This is a genomic window from Paenibacillus sp. S33, from assembly GCF_053615415.1.
On the sequence record NZ_JBSIEZ010000001.1, the window covers coordinates 2773883 to 2791318 of the forward strand.

The 17436-nt window shown below is 41.9% G+C and carries 14 protein-coding genes; all 14 read left to right on the top strand.

Annotation, left to right across the window (positions count from 1 at the left end):
• Nucleotides 1–253 precede the first annotated feature (253 nt).
• Nucleotides 254–1990, top strand: a complete 1737-nt coding sequence (locus ACWGXJ_RS12645) for a sugar ABC transporter substrate-binding protein (RefSeq protein WP_452567898.1) — start codon at nt 254–256, stop codon at nt 1988–1990.
• A 62-nt stretch (nt 1991–2052) separates the two neighbouring features.
• On the top strand, nt 2053–2967 hold the full coding sequence (locus ACWGXJ_RS12650; RefSeq protein WP_446674901.1) for an ABC transporter permease: 915 nt from the start codon (nt 2053–2055) through the stop codon (nt 2965–2967).
• Between the two features lie 13 nt (nt 2968–2980).
• Nucleotides 2981–3874, top strand: coding sequence for a carbohydrate ABC transporter permease (locus ACWGXJ_RS12655; protein WP_452566880.1), 894 nt, complete (start codon nt 2981–2983; stop codon nt 3872–3874).
• 164 nt (nt 3875–4038) lie between these two features.
• Nucleotides 4039–4698 (top strand): histidine phosphatase family protein, encoded by a 660-nt coding sequence (locus tag ACWGXJ_RS12660; protein ID WP_254325653.1) that lies wholly within the window; start codon nt 4039–4041, stop codon nt 4696–4698.
• A gap of 313 nt (nt 4699–5011) precedes the next feature.
• Nucleotides 5012–5995, top strand: coding sequence for a LacI family DNA-binding transcriptional regulator (locus ACWGXJ_RS12665; RefSeq protein ID WP_061828412.1), 984 nt, complete (start codon nt 5012–5014; stop codon nt 5993–5995).
• Between the two features lie 199 nt (nt 5996–6194).
• Nucleotides 6195–7430 (top strand): oligosaccharide MFS transporter, encoded by a 1236-nt coding sequence (locus ACWGXJ_RS12670; protein ID WP_452566881.1) that lies wholly within the window; start codon nt 6195–6197, stop codon nt 7428–7430.
• 11 nt (nt 7431–7441) lie between these two features.
• On the top strand, nt 7442–8923 hold the full coding sequence (locus tag ACWGXJ_RS12675) for a glycoside hydrolase family 32 protein (RefSeq protein WP_452566882.1): 1482 nt from the start codon (nt 7442–7444) through the stop codon (nt 8921–8923).
• 970 nt (nt 8924–9893) lie between these two features.
• On the top strand, nt 9894–9962 hold the full coding sequence (locus ACWGXJ_RS12680) for a hypothetical protein (protein ID WP_250262072.1): 69 nt from the start codon (nt 9894–9896) through the stop codon (nt 9960–9962).
• A 22-nt stretch (nt 9963–9984) separates the two neighbouring features.
• Nucleotides 9985–10095 (top strand): hypothetical protein, encoded by a 111-nt coding sequence (locus tag ACWGXJ_RS12685; protein WP_254351536.1) that lies wholly within the window; start codon nt 9985–9987, stop codon nt 10093–10095.
• An 11-nt stretch (nt 10096–10106) separates the two neighbouring features.
• The gene (locus ACWGXJ_RS12690) at nt 10107–10448 is read left to right on the top strand and encodes a hypothetical protein (RefSeq protein ID WP_452566883.1); all 342 of its coding nucleotides are present in this window, start codon (nt 10107–10109) and stop codon (nt 10446–10448) included.
• Nucleotides 10449–10650: 202 nt separating this feature from the next.
• The gene (locus tag ACWGXJ_RS12695; protein WP_452566884.1) at nt 10651–14079 is read left to right on the top strand and encodes a GH32 C-terminal domain-containing protein; all 3429 of its coding nucleotides are present in this window, start codon (nt 10651–10653) and stop codon (nt 14077–14079) included.
• Nucleotides 14080–14166: 87 nt separating this feature from the next.
• A complete protein-coding gene (locus tag ACWGXJ_RS12700; RefSeq protein ID WP_061828408.1) occupies nt 14167–14637 on the top strand; it encodes a hypothetical protein in 471 nt (156 codons plus the stop codon).
• A gap of 188 nt (nt 14638–14825) precedes the next feature.
• Nucleotides 14826–15743: a prenyltransferase/squalene oxidase repeat-containing protein gene (locus tag ACWGXJ_RS12705; RefSeq protein ID WP_250268378.1), complete on the top strand. Its 918-nt coding sequence runs from the start codon at nt 14826–14828 to the stop codon at nt 15741–15743.
• Nucleotides 15744–16115: 372 nt separating this feature from the next.
• Nucleotides 16116–16757, top strand: coding sequence for a hypothetical protein (locus tag ACWGXJ_RS12710; RefSeq protein ID WP_069291968.1), 642 nt, complete (start codon nt 16116–16118; stop codon nt 16755–16757).
• Nucleotides 16758–17436: the final 679 nt, after the last annotated feature.

The window sequence follows — 17436 nt, forward strand, 5'->3', positions numbered from 1 at the left end:
TCCTGTTTCAGGAGCAGCCGGTTTTTTTGTTCTTCACTTTGATTAGTAAGTAAGGATAGACAAATGTATGTCGGTAGGTAGGATAAATGCTTACAAGCCAACTACGGCTTCATGATCCTGAATGAAACCGTATACATTTCTCTATCCAAACAGACGTTCAATCCCTATCTCGATTTGTCTTCTCCTAGTCTTATAATGAAAGCGCAAACAACAACGATAGAGAAATATTCAGAACGAAGGGGAATCGAATGTGATGAGAACTAAATGGTTCATAAAAAGAAACATGTTGACGAGACGTCTGGCCGTGCTGTCGATGTCTGCCCTGATGATTTCAACCCTTGTAGCCTGTGGGGGTTCCTTCAACCCTCCTACTGCGGAGGAAGCGGGCAAGTATGAGGCAACACCGGGAGACCCATTCAGTGCCTATAAAGACGAAATAACCGTAACGATGGGTCGTGTGACTACAGCCAACCCGAAACTGCCGGCTGGAGATACGTATGAGAACAACGCGTATACTCGGCTGGTCAAAGAAACGTTTAACGCTCAGATTAAAGACCAATTTGAAGCCAACGGAGAAGATTACAGCCGTCAGGTTTCTCTCGCCATCGCCTCTGGGGAACTGCCTGACATGATGCGTGTCGATTCCAAGGATGAACTCAAAGAACTGGTTGATAATGATCTGATTGAAGATATGACGGAAATTTACAAACAGTATGCCACAGATAACATCAAGAACATTTACGAATCTTATGAGGGCCGTGCATTAGATAATGCGACGATAGATGGACGTTTAATGGGACTTCCGGCTACTTCCCTAGATTCCGCGCCAACCATGGTCTGGGTTCGTCAGGATTGGCTGGATTTACTGGGAATCCAACTTGACGCAGACGGAGACGGGGCCATCAAGCTGGATGATGTGGAGAAAACGGCCGAGGAATTCCTGAAAAGAGATCCTGGCCAATCCGGGAAACCGGTAGGTATTCCTTTTGTGAACACCCTGAATACAAGTGACTATAATGGTTCCGCCTATACCATGCTGGGAGTTGCCTCCACCAAGGGTGCATTCCCTCAATACTGGATGAAGGGAAAGGATGGCAGCATTGTTTATGGCTCAACAACAAAGGAAACCAAGCAGATGTTAGGCGTCATGGCAGATTGGTTCAAGAGAGGCATCATCGACCCGCAATTTGGAACACGCACATTTGATGATATTACGGCACTGTACACCAACGGCCAAAGCGGTATTGCTTTTGGACCATGGCATATTCCCGACTGGGGTCTGAGCAGCGTGAAGCAGATGGATAAGAATGCGAAATTCACGGCTTACACTTTGGAGGATGCAGACGGAAAGGTAAACGTGGCACACGCCAATCCAGCCAATCAGTTTATCGTTGTGAGAAAAGGATATGAACACCCGGAACTCGCCGTTAAAATAGTAAACCTTTTCTACGATAAACTGGCAAATGATAAAAATGTGGAAACATCTATGCCAGAAGCCGCCAAGTATCAAGAGAACGGCGTAGACGGTTCTACCAGACCTTTTAATATTGAAGTCAACTCGGCTACCTCGCTGCTGGATGATTACTCTGACGTTGTTCGCGGGATTAAAGGGGAAATTAGTCTGGATCAGGTCCGGACAACCGAATCAAAGAACAATATTGAAAGTATCCAAACCTACTTGAGCGATATGGATACGGATAACATAACAGCTTGGTCGAAATATCACTCGCGTATCAACGGAGTGGGACTCATCGACAAACTGACACAGGAAAACAAATTCGTTTGGATGACACCCGCTTTCTCTGGAACTACACCAAGCATGAAACAGACATGGGCTAATCTGACCAAGATGGAGCAGGAATCTTTCATCAAAATCGTGACTGGTGCAGAATCTCTGGATTACTTTGATACTTTCGTTAGCAATTGGAAGAAACAAGGCGGTGACCAGGTGATTCAGGAAATTGAAGACGAGGCCGCATCCGATAAATAAATAATCATGAACTGCTAGAAGGGCTGCGATACGCAGCCTTTCTTTAGGAAAGGGGTCCATCCATGAAACAGGGAAATGATAAAGCAAAAGGTCGGTTGGGCACGGGTGCCATGTATCATCTGATGATGCTTCCGGGAATTTTATTTTTGCTGGTATTCAGCTATGTTCCGATGGTCGGTGTCATTACGGCGTTTCAGGATTATATACCAGCCAAGGGGATGTTTGGCTCCGAATTTGTAGGGCTGAAGCATTTTATTTATATGTTTAAGCTGCCGGACATCGCACAGGTTTTTAGTAATACGTTGGTGATTGCCATTGTCAAGATTCTATTGGGAACCATGATGGCTATCATTTTTTCCATCTTGTTAAATGAGATCCGCATCAAATTCGTTAAAAAATCCGTACAGACAATTGTTTATCTGCCACACTTTCTATCCTGGGTAGTTCTAGCATCCGTGGTTGTTAACATGTTCAGTTTGGATGGGATTGTGAATCAAATTTTGGCTTTTTTCGGTTTGGAGAATATTAATTTTCTCGGCAGCAACACCTGGTTCCAGCCGTTGATTATTGGGACAGACGTGTGGAAGGAGTTCGGTTACAGTTCCATCGTCTATTTGGCTGCAATTACTTCGATTGATCCGGGTCTGTATGAAGCGGCAGGAATGGATGGAGCCAGCTGGTGGAGAAAAGTATGGCATATCACGTTGCCAGGTATGCTGCCTATTATCCTGCTCATGGGAGTGATGAGTCTAACCAATATTTTGAGTGCCGGCTTCGATCAAATTTATAATCTGTATAATCCGGTTGTCTATGAGTCGGGAGATATTCTGGATACTTATGTATATCGGATTGGACTCGTTGGGCGACAGTATAGCTTCGGTACGGCTGTTGGCCTGTTCAAGTCAGTGATCGGTATTGTTTTGCTATTGTCCGCCAACCATTTGGCCAAGAAATACACCGACCGAAAAATATTCTAAGGAGGCAAAGCCTATGCCGTATTCTGTAAGCCTAAAAGATCGAATTAGCCGGTTTGTCATCAATGCCATCGTCATATTGCTGGCATTGATCTGCCTTCTTCCGTTATGGAATATCGTTGCGATTTCATTCAGCAGCAGCGAGGCCGTGTCAGCTAATGCTGTAGGTCTCGTACCAGTCAATTTTACAACAGCAGCGTATACGAAAATTATCGATGATGCTCAGTTCTGGCGTTCCTTTGGCATATCTGTTCTACGTGTTGTGCTCACACTTCTTCTCAACATGATTCTTATTATTTTAATGGCATACCCGCTCTCCAAGTCGAAAAGGGAATTTAGGGGCAGAAACGTTTATATGAATGTCATGATTTTTGCCATGCTGTTCAGCGGCGGGATGATCCCGAGTTATCTACTGATTAAAAACCTCGATATGCTTAATACAATTTGGTCGCTTGTTCTACCGGGAGCTGTCCCTATATTTAGTGTCATCCTTGTCATGAACTTCTTCTCTGCTGTACCTAAGGCGCTAGAAGAAGCAGCATTCATCGATGGGGCGAATCCGCTCCAGGTCCTGTTCAAAGTGTATGTTCCCGTGTCCATCCCTGCGCTGGCGACGGTAGCACTATTCAGTATCGTGGGAACGTGGAATGATTTCTTCAGCGGTTTGATCTATATGACCCAAGTCAGCAATTATCCGCTAATGACTTATATTCAGTCCCTTAACGTGAACATTGCGGAACTTCTTCAATCCGGCACCAACTCAGCACAACTCAGCAACTTGACTGAAATTTCAAACAAAAATTTAAATGCGGCCAAAATCGTAGTCGCTGTCATCCCGCTGCTGCTGATTTATCCGCTACTTCAAAAATATTTTGTGACTGGAATTGTTGTAGGATCGGTAAAAGAGTAATTGTATGCTGTTATATCCACGGAGCATTCAAGATAGTAATGTTGACTTCCTATACTCAAGGCAGTTCTTGATTTTTAGCATTATCGTACTTACTTGCCACTTCTCGAATAGGCTGTATAGACGCCAAAAGATCTGTAAAAGAGCCTAAATGGGGAAGTGATTTGATGCCATTATCCGATGAAAATGCAACAGAACCGGAAACGATTTCACTTACTGAAGACTTGATGCATGAACACGGTGTATTAAATCGAATCCTTCTCATTCGAGAGGCAGTACTATCCAACTTTTCGTTGGTAAATTCACTTCGACAAGGCGGATATATTCTCTATGCGAGGCATGCAGAAGCAACGGAGGGAATAGATCAGCCATACCTTAACTTCCAGAATTGTTCTACCCAAAGGAATCTTTCCGAAGAAGGTAGAAGACAGGCTATAATCTACGGGGAATTATTACGCAGCTTACGCATTCCCCTTGAACTTCCAATTAGCGCTGGCCCTTTTTGCAGAACCCAGGAAACGGCTGCTTTAGCTTTCGGATGGGAGAATGTTCAAGTAAATCCTTTTTGGTATCAAATTTATCGATTGAGCGGCGATTTGAACCCGATAGAACAGGAATGGATATTAAGTTCCCTCAAATCAATTTTGGAAATCCAGCCGTCCCCTGGGAGTAATACGGTCATTATCGCCCATAGTTTCCCAAAGGAGATTGGTTTAGGCGAAATTCCAGACATGGGAACTATCGTTGTAAAGCCTTATGGAGTAGGAAAAGGCTATGAAGTGGTTACACAAGTATCTTTAGAGGAGTTAAATATTAAGAACTTCTAGAGATAAAAATAGCCGGTTTTCACCACATTAAGGGTGTAAGCGATTGGCAGGGCAGTTTATGGGTAATTATTTAAACTGCTGAAGAGCCGTGGTTGAAGTAGAAGTGAATTAATCTAATAACAAAAAAGTCGAGCAGGGAGTAATTTATTTCCTATGCTCGACTTTTTTATGCCTTGCTTGAAATTCGTATGCGGGATTGACTATGTCATCGCATATACAGCACAGAATGCTGGAGACATGTTTTTCACGTTTAACCATGTTAAAATAATAGAATAATTGGAGACTTGGCATGGAGAGAAGGCAGGTTGAATCAATGAAACCAAAACTTAACGATGTTGCACAATTAGCTGGAGTTTCACCGACTACGGTTTCTCGCGTACTTAATAATCGTGGCTATATCAGTCAAGAAACGAAGGATCAAGTTCATAAAGCGATGCAGGAACTGAATTATTTACCAAATGATGTGGCTCGGTCATTATTTAGTAAACGAACAAATCTAATTGGATTAATCATTCCAACTACAAGCAACCCATTTTTCGGAGAGCTGACTTTTCATATAGAGAATATTTCTGCGTCATTAGGCTATAAGCTGTTGCTTTGTAACAGTTTGAATCAGCTGGATAAAGAAGAATCTTATGTGGATATGCTTATGCGAAATCAAGTTGACGGTATTATCGTTGGTACACACAACCGAGGTATCGTAAATTACGAACAGAAGAATATTGCCGTCATTGCGATCGATCACTTTCTATCCGATTCAATCCCAGTTGTAGGATCGGATAATTATTTGGGTGGAAAACTGGCGTCAGAACTGCTTATTGAAAAGGGGTGCAAGCATATCTTACACATCAATGGCCCTGTTGAATTGGAAACACCGGCAAGCTTGAGAAGAAAAGCATATGAAGATGTGATGGAGCAGTATGGTCGAAAGGCAATTACCTATGAAGTACATGATCCCTTCCACCAACAGAATCACGATGAACCGATTAAACGCTTGCTCGATGAACATCCTGAAGTAGATGGATTGTTTGCGAGTAATGACTTGGTGGCTGCGTCTTTTATTGCTAAAGCAAGAAGTAGAGGAAAACGTGTTCCTGAAGATATTCGCGTAATTGGATATGACGGAACAGAAACAACCCGCAATCTTCTCCCAGAGTTAACGACAATTCAGCAACCAATACAGGAGATCGCGAGATCTTCCATAGAGTTACTTATTAAAGAAATTGAAGGTGGATTCAGTGATGTCCCGCGAGAAACCTATCTACCAGTGAAACTTATTGAAGCTAGTACAGCTTAATACAATTTCCATAGTTTCAGCATTGTGATATAAGGTGGAGCTATCCTTATTAGAGTAATTGAAATCAAAGAGGAGAGCTCTTTTCCTTTTAGAAATATGTCAAGCGGTTGACATATGAAAGCGGTTGACATATAATCGATCTGTAAATACGGAAGTGCTTTCATTTACATTAAATGTTTAACTTAGAGGAGCGTTCGATATGAGAAAGTCAAAGAGCTTGTACTGGAAACTAAGTGCCTATTTCTTCTTTTTCTTCTTTACTTGGTCAGCAAGTTACTCATTGTTCTCCATCTGGCTAGGGCAAGAAATCAGTCTGAATGGTGCTGAAACAGGTGTTATCTTTACTGTAAACGCTATCTTTGCGCTATGTATGCAACCGCTTTATGGCTATATATCAGATAAAATTGGATTGAAGAAGCATATTTTATTTCTAATCAGTTCTTTACTCTTATTTGTTGGTCCTTTCTATATCTATATCTATGGGCCGTTACTTCAATACAATGTATTTCTCGGCGCCATTGTAGGTGGATTATACTTGGGTATTTCTTTTTTGGCAGGAATCGGAGCCATCGAATCTTATGTCGAGAAAGTCAGCCGAAAATATGGCTTTGAATACGGAAAATCTCGTATGTGGGGCTCGCTAGGTTGGGCAGCAGCAACATTTTTCGCTGGTCAGCTCTTCAATATCAACCCTAACATTAACTTCTGGATTGCATCCGTATCTGCTGTCATTCTGTTTATCATTATGATGACAATTAAAGTTGAAATGACAGATTCCGAGATGGAGCGAGCAGAATCTGTTAACTTTAAGCAAATCGGCTATTTGTTTGCAAATAAGCATTTATGGTTCTTCATTTTATATGTTCTTGGTGTTACCTGTGTTTACAATGTGTATGACCAGCAGTTCCCGAATTACTTTTCATCGACGTTCTCAACGGTTGCTTTAGGCAATCAAGTTTACGGTTACTTAAATTCCCTACAAGTATTCTTGGAAGCAGGCATGATGTTCTTAGCGCCTTTCATTGTCAACAAAATTGGAGCAAAAAAAGGTCTGATATTGGCAGGGTTCTTGATGGCGTTCCGGATCATGGGTTCAGGCTTAGTTATTGGACCTTATGGTATCTCAGCTATGAAATTGATTCACGCATTGGAACTGCCAATCATGCTGATCTCCGTATTTAAGTACTTGGCTGCTAATTTCGATACGCGTCTGTCTTCGATCCTATATCTGGTGGGATACCAGTTTACGAGTCAGGTAGGAGCTTCGATCTTCTCGCCAATCGCCGGTATGTCTTATGACATTAGAGGCTTTGCAAATACGTACGTGATTATGGGTGTTTTCGTATTTGCCTTTACAACAATCTCAATCTTTACCTTAAAGAAAGAACCGAAAAAGCTGAACCCCAAGCCTAACAAGCTTATTGAAACAGCATAGGAGGAAGACAGATGAACACATATAATAACAATACGAAGCAAGCTGAGGAAGCATTGAAACAGGCAGAAGCGAAAATGAACAAGCGGTACCGATTAGGTTATCATATTATGGCACCAGCAAACTGGATTAACGACCCAAATGGATTAATTCAATTTAAAGGTGAATATCACGCCTTCTATCAGCATCATCCTTATGATGAGAACTGGGGTCCAATGCATTGGGGTCACGTGAAGAGTAAAGACCTTGTACATTGGGAGCATTGTCCGATTGCATTAGTACCTGGAGATGCATGTGATCTTGATGGCTGCTTCTCAGGAAGCGCAGTAGATAATAACGGCGAACTGACATTGATCTATACTGGCCATCACTATATTGATCAACCAAACAATATCTTTTTCCAAAATCAAAATGTGGCAGTAAGCACAGATGGCATTCATTTTACAAAACTAAGGCAGAATCCCGTAATCGCTGAACCTCCGATAGATAGCTCCCAGCATTTCCGTGATCCGAAGGTATGGAAGCATGAGGATACATGGTACATGATCCTAGGTAACAGCACGAAAGAAGATCTGCCGCGTGTTATTCTATATACATCTCCTGATCTTAGAACTTGGACCTATCATGGTGTGCTTCTGCAGGGAGATAAGAATATGGGCTTCATGTGGGAGTGCCCTGATTTCTTTGAACTGAACGGTAAGCATATATTTATGTTCTCCCCACAAGGTATTGATGCGCAGGGAGATAAGTACAATAACTTGTTCCAGACGGGATATTATGTTGGCGATTATAATTATGATAGTAATGAATATAAGCATGGAGAGTTCATCGAGTTGGATAATGGTCATGACTTCTATGCGGTTCAAACTTTTCTAGATGATCAAGGTCGCCGCATTGCGATTGGTTGGATGGATATGTGGGAATCGGATATGCCGACGAAAGCAGACGGCTGGTGTGGAGCAATGACGATCCCGCGTTTAGTTACGTTGGGTGACAATAATAAAGTGCTGATGAATCCAGTAGAAGAAATGAAGTTGCTTCGTCAAAGTGAACATATTTTGTGTCAATATGGCGCCATTTCTGGAAGTTACTTTAAGGAAGTTGAAGCCGACCTGCTTGAACTTAAGGTAGTGTTCGACCTCACGAAGTCAAGTGCAGACATGGTAGGCTTGAAGTTTCGTGGAACAGGTCTAGAAGAAACAGTTATCACATATTCTATTCCGGATCAGAAACTTATGCTTAATTGTTCTAAATCAGGTAAGAAGACAGATGGAGTACGTCAAACAGCCTTCAATGCTGGGGGGCAGCTGACATTGCATGTATATCTGGATCGCTCATCCATTGAAATGTTTGCGAATGAAGGACAAGCTACGATGACAAGTCGCATCTATCCGAGTGAGAAATTGCTAGGCATAGAAATCATAACGGAGGGTGGAGAGGCACTAGTAAATGAATTGACCTATTGGAAATTGAAAGATATATGGCAAGCTGAATAACTCAATGAAAAGATTGCAGTTCAAATTTGCAAAAGAAAAGTAAGATCTTATATCGCTAAGTGTCAAATAAAGTGTGTTCATAAAAAACACCATCTTATTTCTTAAAAACAAGATGGCGTTTTTTTATGATTTTTTAAGCATATGTAAGTTGTATTATATGTATACTAAAACATTTATGTCTTAAACTTTTTTAAGCTTTATTGTCAGGAATAGTGGGGTGTCAGTTGGTTTTATAGTGTTCCTGCTTTTTCTTGTGCCTGTAATATGTCTAATTCGGTGGGCCATCGTGGAAGAAAGCTCCATCCATATACAACTGAAAATGAGTTCTGAAGCAAGGGCGTTCATGGATTAATGAGCGTCCTTTTTTCGTTCCTGGTTGCACTCTAGGCTTGGTTTAAACCAAGCTTGGATTAAGGGAGGGTTCGAGATAGGGAAGAAATCGGACCGTTTGCAGGAGGATCGGACGTGTTGCAGCTGCCGCGGCCAGACCAAGAGCTTGGTTCCTTTGCCGGAAAGAACAAGAACTTGTAAACATTTGTAGATACATTTAGTTTACAAAATAAAGAAGGACGATTAGATAAAATTAAATAAAAGTTGCCATTTTCGAGTGATTTAATATATTTTTGTGCAAATGTAAAATCAACAAGCTCATTCATCCAAAAATATTTGGAATGAAGTAAAAAAAAATTGACAAATGCACGCTATTGGATTATTTTGGTTCATAAGAGATGCATTTTTCAGGTACACTAAGCAGTTATTTGCACGCATTCCAATTTAGTTGCCAAGCTAGTTGAATCACTTCTATTAAGATCCTAAATAACCTAAAAGGAGGGTGAGTAACATTAAAGAAATACATTTATCTGGTGAGATGAGTAGCAGAAAAGGAACCAGTGAATATTTTTTATAAAAATAAATACAGTCCCAATTACACTATTAGCCGAAGGAAAATTAGATGAATGATCCCAACGGCATGGGTTACCATGAAGGAGAGTACCACCTGTTCTACCAACATACCCCTTATGATACACAGGCAAGGTAATCCTGTTTTGTTCCCAACGAAAATGCTAGACTTTCGTGATCCGAAGGTGTTTTGGTATGACGAATCGTCAATGTGGGTAATGGTTCTTGCCGTAAGAGACCATGTAAAATTTTTATACGTATTCCAATCTTAAGGCATGGTTTTTTGCAAGCGATTTCAGATCTGATATTCCGGGTATCCATCGAGGATATTTTTGAATGTTCTGAGGCATTTAAAATCCAAGTGGATGAAGATCCCAATATCACTAAGTGGATTCTGATGCTAAGTGTCGGGGATAGAAATGGTGTGAATCCAAACGATTCAGAACCACCGGCAGGCGGCCGTGACCTGGGATGGCATTCCGAACGAGGACGTACGAAAGATTTGGGTCGGCTGGATGAACAATTGGCGTTATGCTTCCACTCTTCCTTCAGAAGAATGGCGTGGTCACATGTCAATCCCCCGAGAGATACTAGCTTAGGACGTATTCGGAGGGAATTTGCTTAATCCAAACACCCATAAGTGAATTAAGTCAGCTAAGAGCTGTTCCCGTTGATTCGAAAGGCTGTGCTACATAACCTGAACGGCTATGTCAGCTCTAGTGTCATACTGGATCACATTGTTGATTATATTGTGCTGCCAGGACTCGTCCAGTTAAGCTCGAGTTGCTGACCGCTACTTTCAATTCCATTAGAAAAGAGGGTAAGGAATGAAAGATAAATCTAAATTCGCAATATGTCTTCTGATGGCAACGGGGTTAGCTCTGACTTCAATGGGCGTTTTTACATCTAATCCGGCTACGGGTTGGACTGTGTTCGCTGATCAGGAAGCAAGTAAACAGGCAAAGGAGGAGCTTTCTATTTTTGAAAACGCTATCAAATCAAACACCAATTTGACAGGCTGGCAAGTGAAAGGGAAAGGGTTATTAGAGTATACTTCAGAAGGAATCTTGCTGACTTCGCAGCCTAAAGAAAATGTAACGGCCATCTCCGAGACGGTGTCCGATGATTTTATCTATGAAGCTGATGTCAAGATCAGGGATACGAAGGCAGTCTCAACGTTGTTGTTCCGTTCTAATGAGGATGGCTTTAGCTCGTACATGCTCCAAATCATTCCAGGTACAGGTCTGATTCGGTTAAGAGATGCAAGGAATGGAGATGGGAAATTAAAGGAGGAGCGTAAAGTTTCTGTTGAAGCGGGGCAGATCTATCATCTCAAAGTGAAGGCAGTGGGTTCCTCGCTAAAAGTATATTGGGGCAATCAATATAAACCTTTGATTGATGTTCAGGACATTACGTATCGAAGCGGAAAGCTGGGACTTCATGTATGGGATGGATCCGCATTGTTTTCGAACATCGTGGTGAGCGATCTGAAAGGTAATTTGGGTACAGTGGTTGCAAGTAAGGGAAAATGGCAGCCTGATATCAGCGGCAAAAGAGGGACGATAGCACATGAGAGCAAGGCACAGCAAATCTATAACAAACAGGCGGTTGATATTGTGTATGAAGGGAATATTACCCTTCTTCCTGATTCTGTTGCGGCTCTCGCATTTCGTTCCTCCGTCGATGGAGCTGATGGATATGAAGCTACTCTTACGAAGGAAGGAGATCAGGTCCGTGTAAGTTTGACGAATACGAAAGGAACAGTAATTGCAAGTTCACTGCGTACTTATCCGAGTCAGATGGGAGCCAAACATCATGTGGAGATCAAGGCAAAGGGAAATCGAATTCAGGTCTTCCTGGACGGATACACTACGGCCGCGATTGACGTGAAAGATTCAACCTACACGAATGGAAATACCGGAATCGTCGTCAAACAGGGGACGGCTTACTTCCAGGATACTTATGTGACGGAATCGAGCCAATATTATAACGAAATATATCGTCCTCAGTATCACTACACGCCAATACGTGGTTCAGCAAGTGATCCGAATGGACTTGTCTACTTCGAAGGAGAATATCATCTCTTCCATCAGGATGGAGGCACATGGGCGCATGCTGTCAGTAAAGATTTGCTGAACTGGAAGCGGCTTCCGATTGCACTTCCGTGGAATGATCACGGACATGTCTGGTCTGGATCGGCTGTTGCGGATATGACGAATGCATCCGGTTTATTCGGGGATTCAGGAGGCAAGGGCCTTATTGCATATTATACTTCCTATAATCCGGATGGCCCGAATGGGAACCAGCGTATAGGTATGGCATACAGCAAGGACCAAGGTCGCACTTGGGAATATTCGAAGGACCGTCCGATCGTGATCGAGAACCCAGGTAAGAGCGGAGAAGACCCTGGGGGTTGGGATTTCCGCGATCCGAAAGTGATCTATGATGACGAGAATAACCGATGGGTTATGGTTGTGTCCGGAGGAGATCATATTCGTTTCTATACGTCAACGAATTTACTTGACTGGACATTGACAGATAATTGGGGATACGGGGATTACGTCCGCGGAGGTGTATGGGAATGCCCTGATTTGTTCCAGCTTCCGGTAGACGGAACGTCACAGAAGAAGTGGGTTATGATGATCAGTACGGGAGCGAATCCAAAAACTGGTGGATCAGATGCCGAGTATTTTATCGGTCATTTAACAGCTGATGGTAAATTCGTGAATGATAATCCGGCGGGTAAGGTGCTAAGAACAGATTTTGGTAAAGAATTTTACGCTTCGATGTCTTTTGCTAACATGCCTGATCATCGCAGAGTGATGATGGCGTGGATGACGAATTGGGACTATCCGTTCGCTTTCCCAACGACGAATTGGAAAGGTGAACTAACCATTCCGAGAGAAGTATCATTGGTAACGACCGAAGATGGAATTCGGATGGCACAAAGTCCAATTAAAGAATTGGAATCATTGCGTAAACCGTTGTACTCTGCTTCTAACAAAGGAGTGAGTCCTTCTTCCGGGAACCTGCTAAAAGGCATTATTTCAGGTGCTTACGAAATTGAAGCTGAAATTGAAATCCCTGAAGCCAGCACAGTGACCGAGTTCGGCTTTAACCTTCGTGAGGGTGCAAATCAGAAGACGGTTGTGGGTTATACCGCAAGCGAGAGTAAAATGTTTGTGGACCGAACTGCATCTGGAGTAACGGACTTTTCCAGCCTTTTCAATAAAAAACATGAAGCGCCGATGCAAATGGAGAATAATCGGGTCAAGATGCGTATTCTTGTGGATGAGTCTTCCGTTGAAGCCTTTGGTAACGGCGGCAAAGTCGTCTTTTCAGATGTTATATTTCCGAATCCAGCCAGTAGAGCGATGAGTTTTTACGTGAAAGGCGGGAATGTGAACGTTGTTTCCTTGAAAGTGCATCAACTTCAATCCGTCTGGAATGAGGACATTAATTCAAAAGCTCAGATAAAGATGGATACGAGGGTTCGGGAACTGGGTATAGGGGAATCGGACACACTGCAGGCAATGGTCGAGTACAGACCAGGTTTTGGCGTTCAACCGCTTAAGTGGGAGTCCAGCAATAAAGAAGTAATAGCCTTAGACGTGGTAGACAATTCACAGGCGGTTATTGAGGCGAAAAAAGAAGGGGAGTCCACGATCACCGTATCTACTCCGAATGGTAAAGCATCCGCTAGTGTGCTCGTTAAAGTCACAGGTGGTGAGTTCCGGACAAACCTGAGTGGATGGACCAAAGATCTGTCTGCTGCTTCATGGTTAGTTAGCGAGAATGGGATTCGTGGTAATTATTTCAGCGATGCGAATTATATCGCTAAAGAGAAGGCTGGGAATTTTACGTATGAAGCAGACATGATGCTTGGTGAAACAGGAGGGGCAGGTTCTATTTTGTTCAGGGCTAGCGAGGATGGGCGCAGTGGTTACTATCTGAATCTAGACCCTAACATGAAGGCGATCCGTCTGTTCTATAAAATTAATGGAGGATTTGAAGAACGGCAGGTTCTTGCGAAAGTACCGACTTTCATTCAGCCAGGTCAAACTTATAAGGTGAAAATAGAAGCGAATGGACCGCATATTGTAGTTTATGTGGATAGACAAAAAGTCATAGATGTAATGGATGGTACTTTTGCAGAAGACCACTTTGGACTTCATGTATTTGGCGGCTACGCATCTTATCAAAACGTCAATGTGAGCAACGATGAACCTGCAAACATCATCATGTCAGCCTTGTAAATGCCGCAGCACAGAAATCGATTTATACAGTAAATTACTTCTTCTATCGTTGAATAATTAGGGTCGAATATAGATAGGAGGGTTTATATGAAGAATACAGTCTTGTTATTCGTTATGGCACTAACTCTTATATGTATAGTTGGTTGCATGGGTGTTCAGCCAAAAAACAAGGACCTTGAGGGAGAGAAACCACCAAAGGTTCAAATTCAGATTGATAAACGAATGTACAAAACAAAACTCGGCACATATTGCTGGACAACATCATGTGTGGATTCAGCTGGTCCAGTTGAACTTTTAAAAGGAAAAGAACCGATTCCAGTAAAGCCTGGTGATGTTGTAAAATTCCTTATGAATTATGAGCCCCAACCGAATAAATTTCATGTCGAGCAATTCTATGAAGGAAGACTTACAGAAGTTTTATTGAAAGAAAATAGTTTTCAAGTTCCTACAGAAAAAGGGACATATTTTTATTCATACGGGGTATGGTGGATGGATGAAGATGTAGAGAACCAATCTCGTGGCGATGCGTTTTATCATTTTGCCTTAAAGGTCACCTAGAGATTAAGATAATTAACGCAATACGAATGGTCTCATAAGAATAGGTTGCCGTAATATCGGCTGCCTGTTAAGCTAACGGGCAGGATGGGTTAATAACATATCGAATTTTTTAAGAGTGGAAGGGTATACAAGATGAGCGTTGCTTAACTGAAGCATGAAGTAGAGGTAATCAAAAAGGAGATACCCAGATGGAAACAAATCAAAATATTCGTTTAGCAATCAAAGAATCTATACAGTTCCTTGAATCTACTCCCCATTTGGGGATGACTCACGGCGAGTGCAGCCGTCGAAAATGGGATGGAGCTTGGTGGCATATGGCTGCTCTTTATGAAATGGGAGAGGTGAAACTAATTCCCGAGTCTGCTATTGTCGGAGCAAAATATTTACTCGAAACTCAGGTCTGGCCGACCTTCATCATATCCGCCGATGACCATCCTACAAGTGAAAGTGATAAGATGAAGATGGATTGCTGCCATTGTGAACTTGCCGTATACTATATGATTCTAATGGCGTATGGCTGTGATTTGGACAAGGAACTGCCTTGGATTCGCGAATGGCTCTTAAAGCATCAGTTACCTGATGGCGGGCTGAACTGCGACCCTGAAGCTTATACTCATTCTAAAAAGAGCTCTATTGTTTCAACACTTCCTCCGCTTGAAGCTATCTTATGGCATACAGACCGTGAATTTACTGAACAGGAAGTCGTTTTCTTAGATGAAGGCGCACGTTATTTAATTGAGCATCGTCTTGTATGTTCTAAACAAAATAGAAGCGTCATCGATATGGAATGGCTGAAGCCTTGCTTTCCGAGGTTTTTTGAATATGATATATTACGCGGCATGTCCTTCTTGGCAGAATGGTCCCGACGTAGGAACAAAACACTGCCGGTCGGGCTGCTTATTGAAGGATTGGAACGATTGAACATCTTCAAGGAAACAGGAGGATTGCGAATCGGTAGACAAGTCTTTGATCCACGAGGCCCGTGGAGTGGGCAACCCTTTCCCTTGTTAGAAGCAGTGGCTGGCATTGGTGACGTTTCGCCTTATCTAACCAAACAGTTGGATCGAGTTATCGAACGATTGGGACCGGAGTATACCTATGCATAAAGACTTCCTTTAGAAGGGAGCTCATGGTGGAAGAGGAAGTGACCAGGATGAGGAAGGCTTAGAGGGGAAAGTTGCAAATTTCACATATGTAAAAGATTGTCTAAACACTGATTGAAACCGCAAAACGGGAAGCAAAAGAAGAGGTCTTTGTTGAGGCAACTCAATAAACTAAACCATGAGGCTGCCGTGGATTGAATGGCAGCCTTGTTACGCTAACGGGCAGGATAACGAGAAGGAAGGAATTAACTAAAATATGTCGAATACGATTGATTAAGATTATGAAAGGGGGATTTACTATGTGGTTTCACAGTTACAGAAAACCAATAAGAATCCGTCACCTCCCTCAATATTAAAAAATTGAGGAGGATTACAATGAAAATAAATGATGAATATTTGAAGGAACAATTAAAGCATGTATATTGGTTAAATGGTGGTTGTTGTGCAGGGAAGTCCACAATGACAAAGAAATTTGTTAAAGAGTTAGGATTTCAAACACTGGAAGATAACGTGATGAAGTACAGACCATTCACCAATCCAGTTGAATACCCTGCCCTACAGTATCCTCATTCGGGTTTAGATTGGGATAAATGGTTCAATAAACCCAATGATGAACATGTTCATTGGCTTTTTCAAATTGTCGAAGAGATGATGGGATTTTTTGTTACGGATTTGTTAAAAATGCCTACTGATAAACCAATCATTATAGACTTAGGAATTATGCCCGAGCGTATATTACCCTTTATTCCAAAAGAAAGAATGATTTGCCTTTATACTTCTGACGAAGAAATAGAAAGGCTATATTTCTTTAGAGAAGACCATAAGATGATTTTGGATGTTATTAATCTTACATCAAATCCAGCGGCAACAATCGCAAATGGCAATAAAAACATGATTAGGTTTTCTCATGATGTAAGAAGTGCCTGTATTCGAAATGGCATCAAAACACTGGAAAGAACACCCGAATTGAGTGTTGAAGAACAGTTTAATTTAGTTCGTGAGCATTTTGGATTATGAGATAAAAAAACAATTGTTGATTTCATTGGTAGGTAACATAATACAGGCTGCCCTTGGTTGGCAGCCTGTTGAACTAACGGGAAACAATAGTTTAATAAACGAAAGAAGGTAGCTGCCAGTGTGATTGGTTGGCTACCTTGGCAGGCGGAAAGAGTACTGAAGTATTTTGAAGAGGTGGAATATGATTCGAGGAGTAATCATCGAAGGGTTATCTACTGCAGGAAAAACGTCAGTATTTTCTGCGATAAAGAGACTACATAGTCAAACACACAATGCTGAAAAAACGATAATTGCAATAAGTGAACATTTTTCGCAAGTCTTACATTCATGCCATGGTATATTAAGGTCGATGGAAAAGGATGAACATGTTCAGCTTTTAAATCGTCATGTTGATTATATTGAGTAACAATACAACTAGATTGATTCACTTGGTCATATGAACCCAACAAACGGTGTATTTTATCTTTTAGAGAGGTTTCACGTAAATCATCGAGCAGCATTTGTAAATTCTGTAGAAATTGAGATGATGGAAGAACGTCTATTAAGGCTAAAAGCACACTGTGTACTCTTAACCTTGTCAAAAGAGGTAGTTGAGTCCAGATTTATTGAGAGTCGAAGTGAAGCTTGGAAATCATATGTGATGAAAAATCACTCCACGGTAAATGTAGAATGATTAGTT

Excerpts from the sequence above, each read along its gene's own strand:
- ACWGXJ_RS12645 (WP_452567898.1), top strand. The coding sequence starts at position 254 with ATGAGAACTAAATGGTTCATAAAAAGAAACATGTTGACGAGACGTCTG.
- ACWGXJ_RS12650 (WP_446674901.1), top strand. The coding sequence starts at position 2,053 with ATGAAACAGGGAAATGATAAAGCAAAAGGTCGGTTGGGCACGGGTGCC.
- ACWGXJ_RS12655 (WP_452566880.1), top strand. The coding sequence starts at position 2,981 with ATGCCGTATTCTGTAAGCCTAAAAGATCGAATTAGCCGGTTTGTCATC.
- ACWGXJ_RS12660 (WP_254325653.1), top strand. The coding sequence starts at position 4,039 with ATGCCATTATCCGATGAAAATGCAACAGAACCGGAAACGATTTCACTT.
- ACWGXJ_RS12665 (WP_061828412.1), top strand. The coding sequence starts at position 5,012 with ATGAAACCAAAACTTAACGATGTTGCACAATTAGCTGGAGTTTCACCG.
- ACWGXJ_RS12670 (WP_452566881.1), top strand. The coding sequence starts at position 6,195 with ATGAGAAAGTCAAAGAGCTTGTACTGGAAACTAAGTGCCTATTTCTTC.
- ACWGXJ_RS12675 (WP_452566882.1), top strand. The coding sequence starts at position 7,442 with ATGAACACATATAATAACAATACGAAGCAAGCTGAGGAAGCATTGAAA.
- ACWGXJ_RS12685 (WP_254351536.1), top strand. The coding sequence starts at position 9,985 with ATGCTAGACTTTCGTGATCCGAAGGTGTTTTGGTATGACGAATCGTCA.
- ACWGXJ_RS12695 (WP_452566884.1), top strand. The coding sequence starts at position 10,651 with ATGAAAGATAAATCTAAATTCGCAATATGTCTTCTGATGGCAACGGGG.
- ACWGXJ_RS12700 (WP_061828408.1), top strand. The coding sequence starts at position 14,167 with ATGAAGAATACAGTCTTGTTATTCGTTATGGCACTAACTCTTATATGT.
- ACWGXJ_RS12705 (WP_250268378.1), top strand. The coding sequence starts at position 14,826 with ATGGAAACAAATCAAAATATTCGTTTAGCAATCAAAGAATCTATACAG.
- ACWGXJ_RS12710 (WP_069291968.1), top strand. The coding sequence starts at position 16,116 with ATGAAAATAAATGATGAATATTTGAAGGAACAATTAAAGCATGTATAT.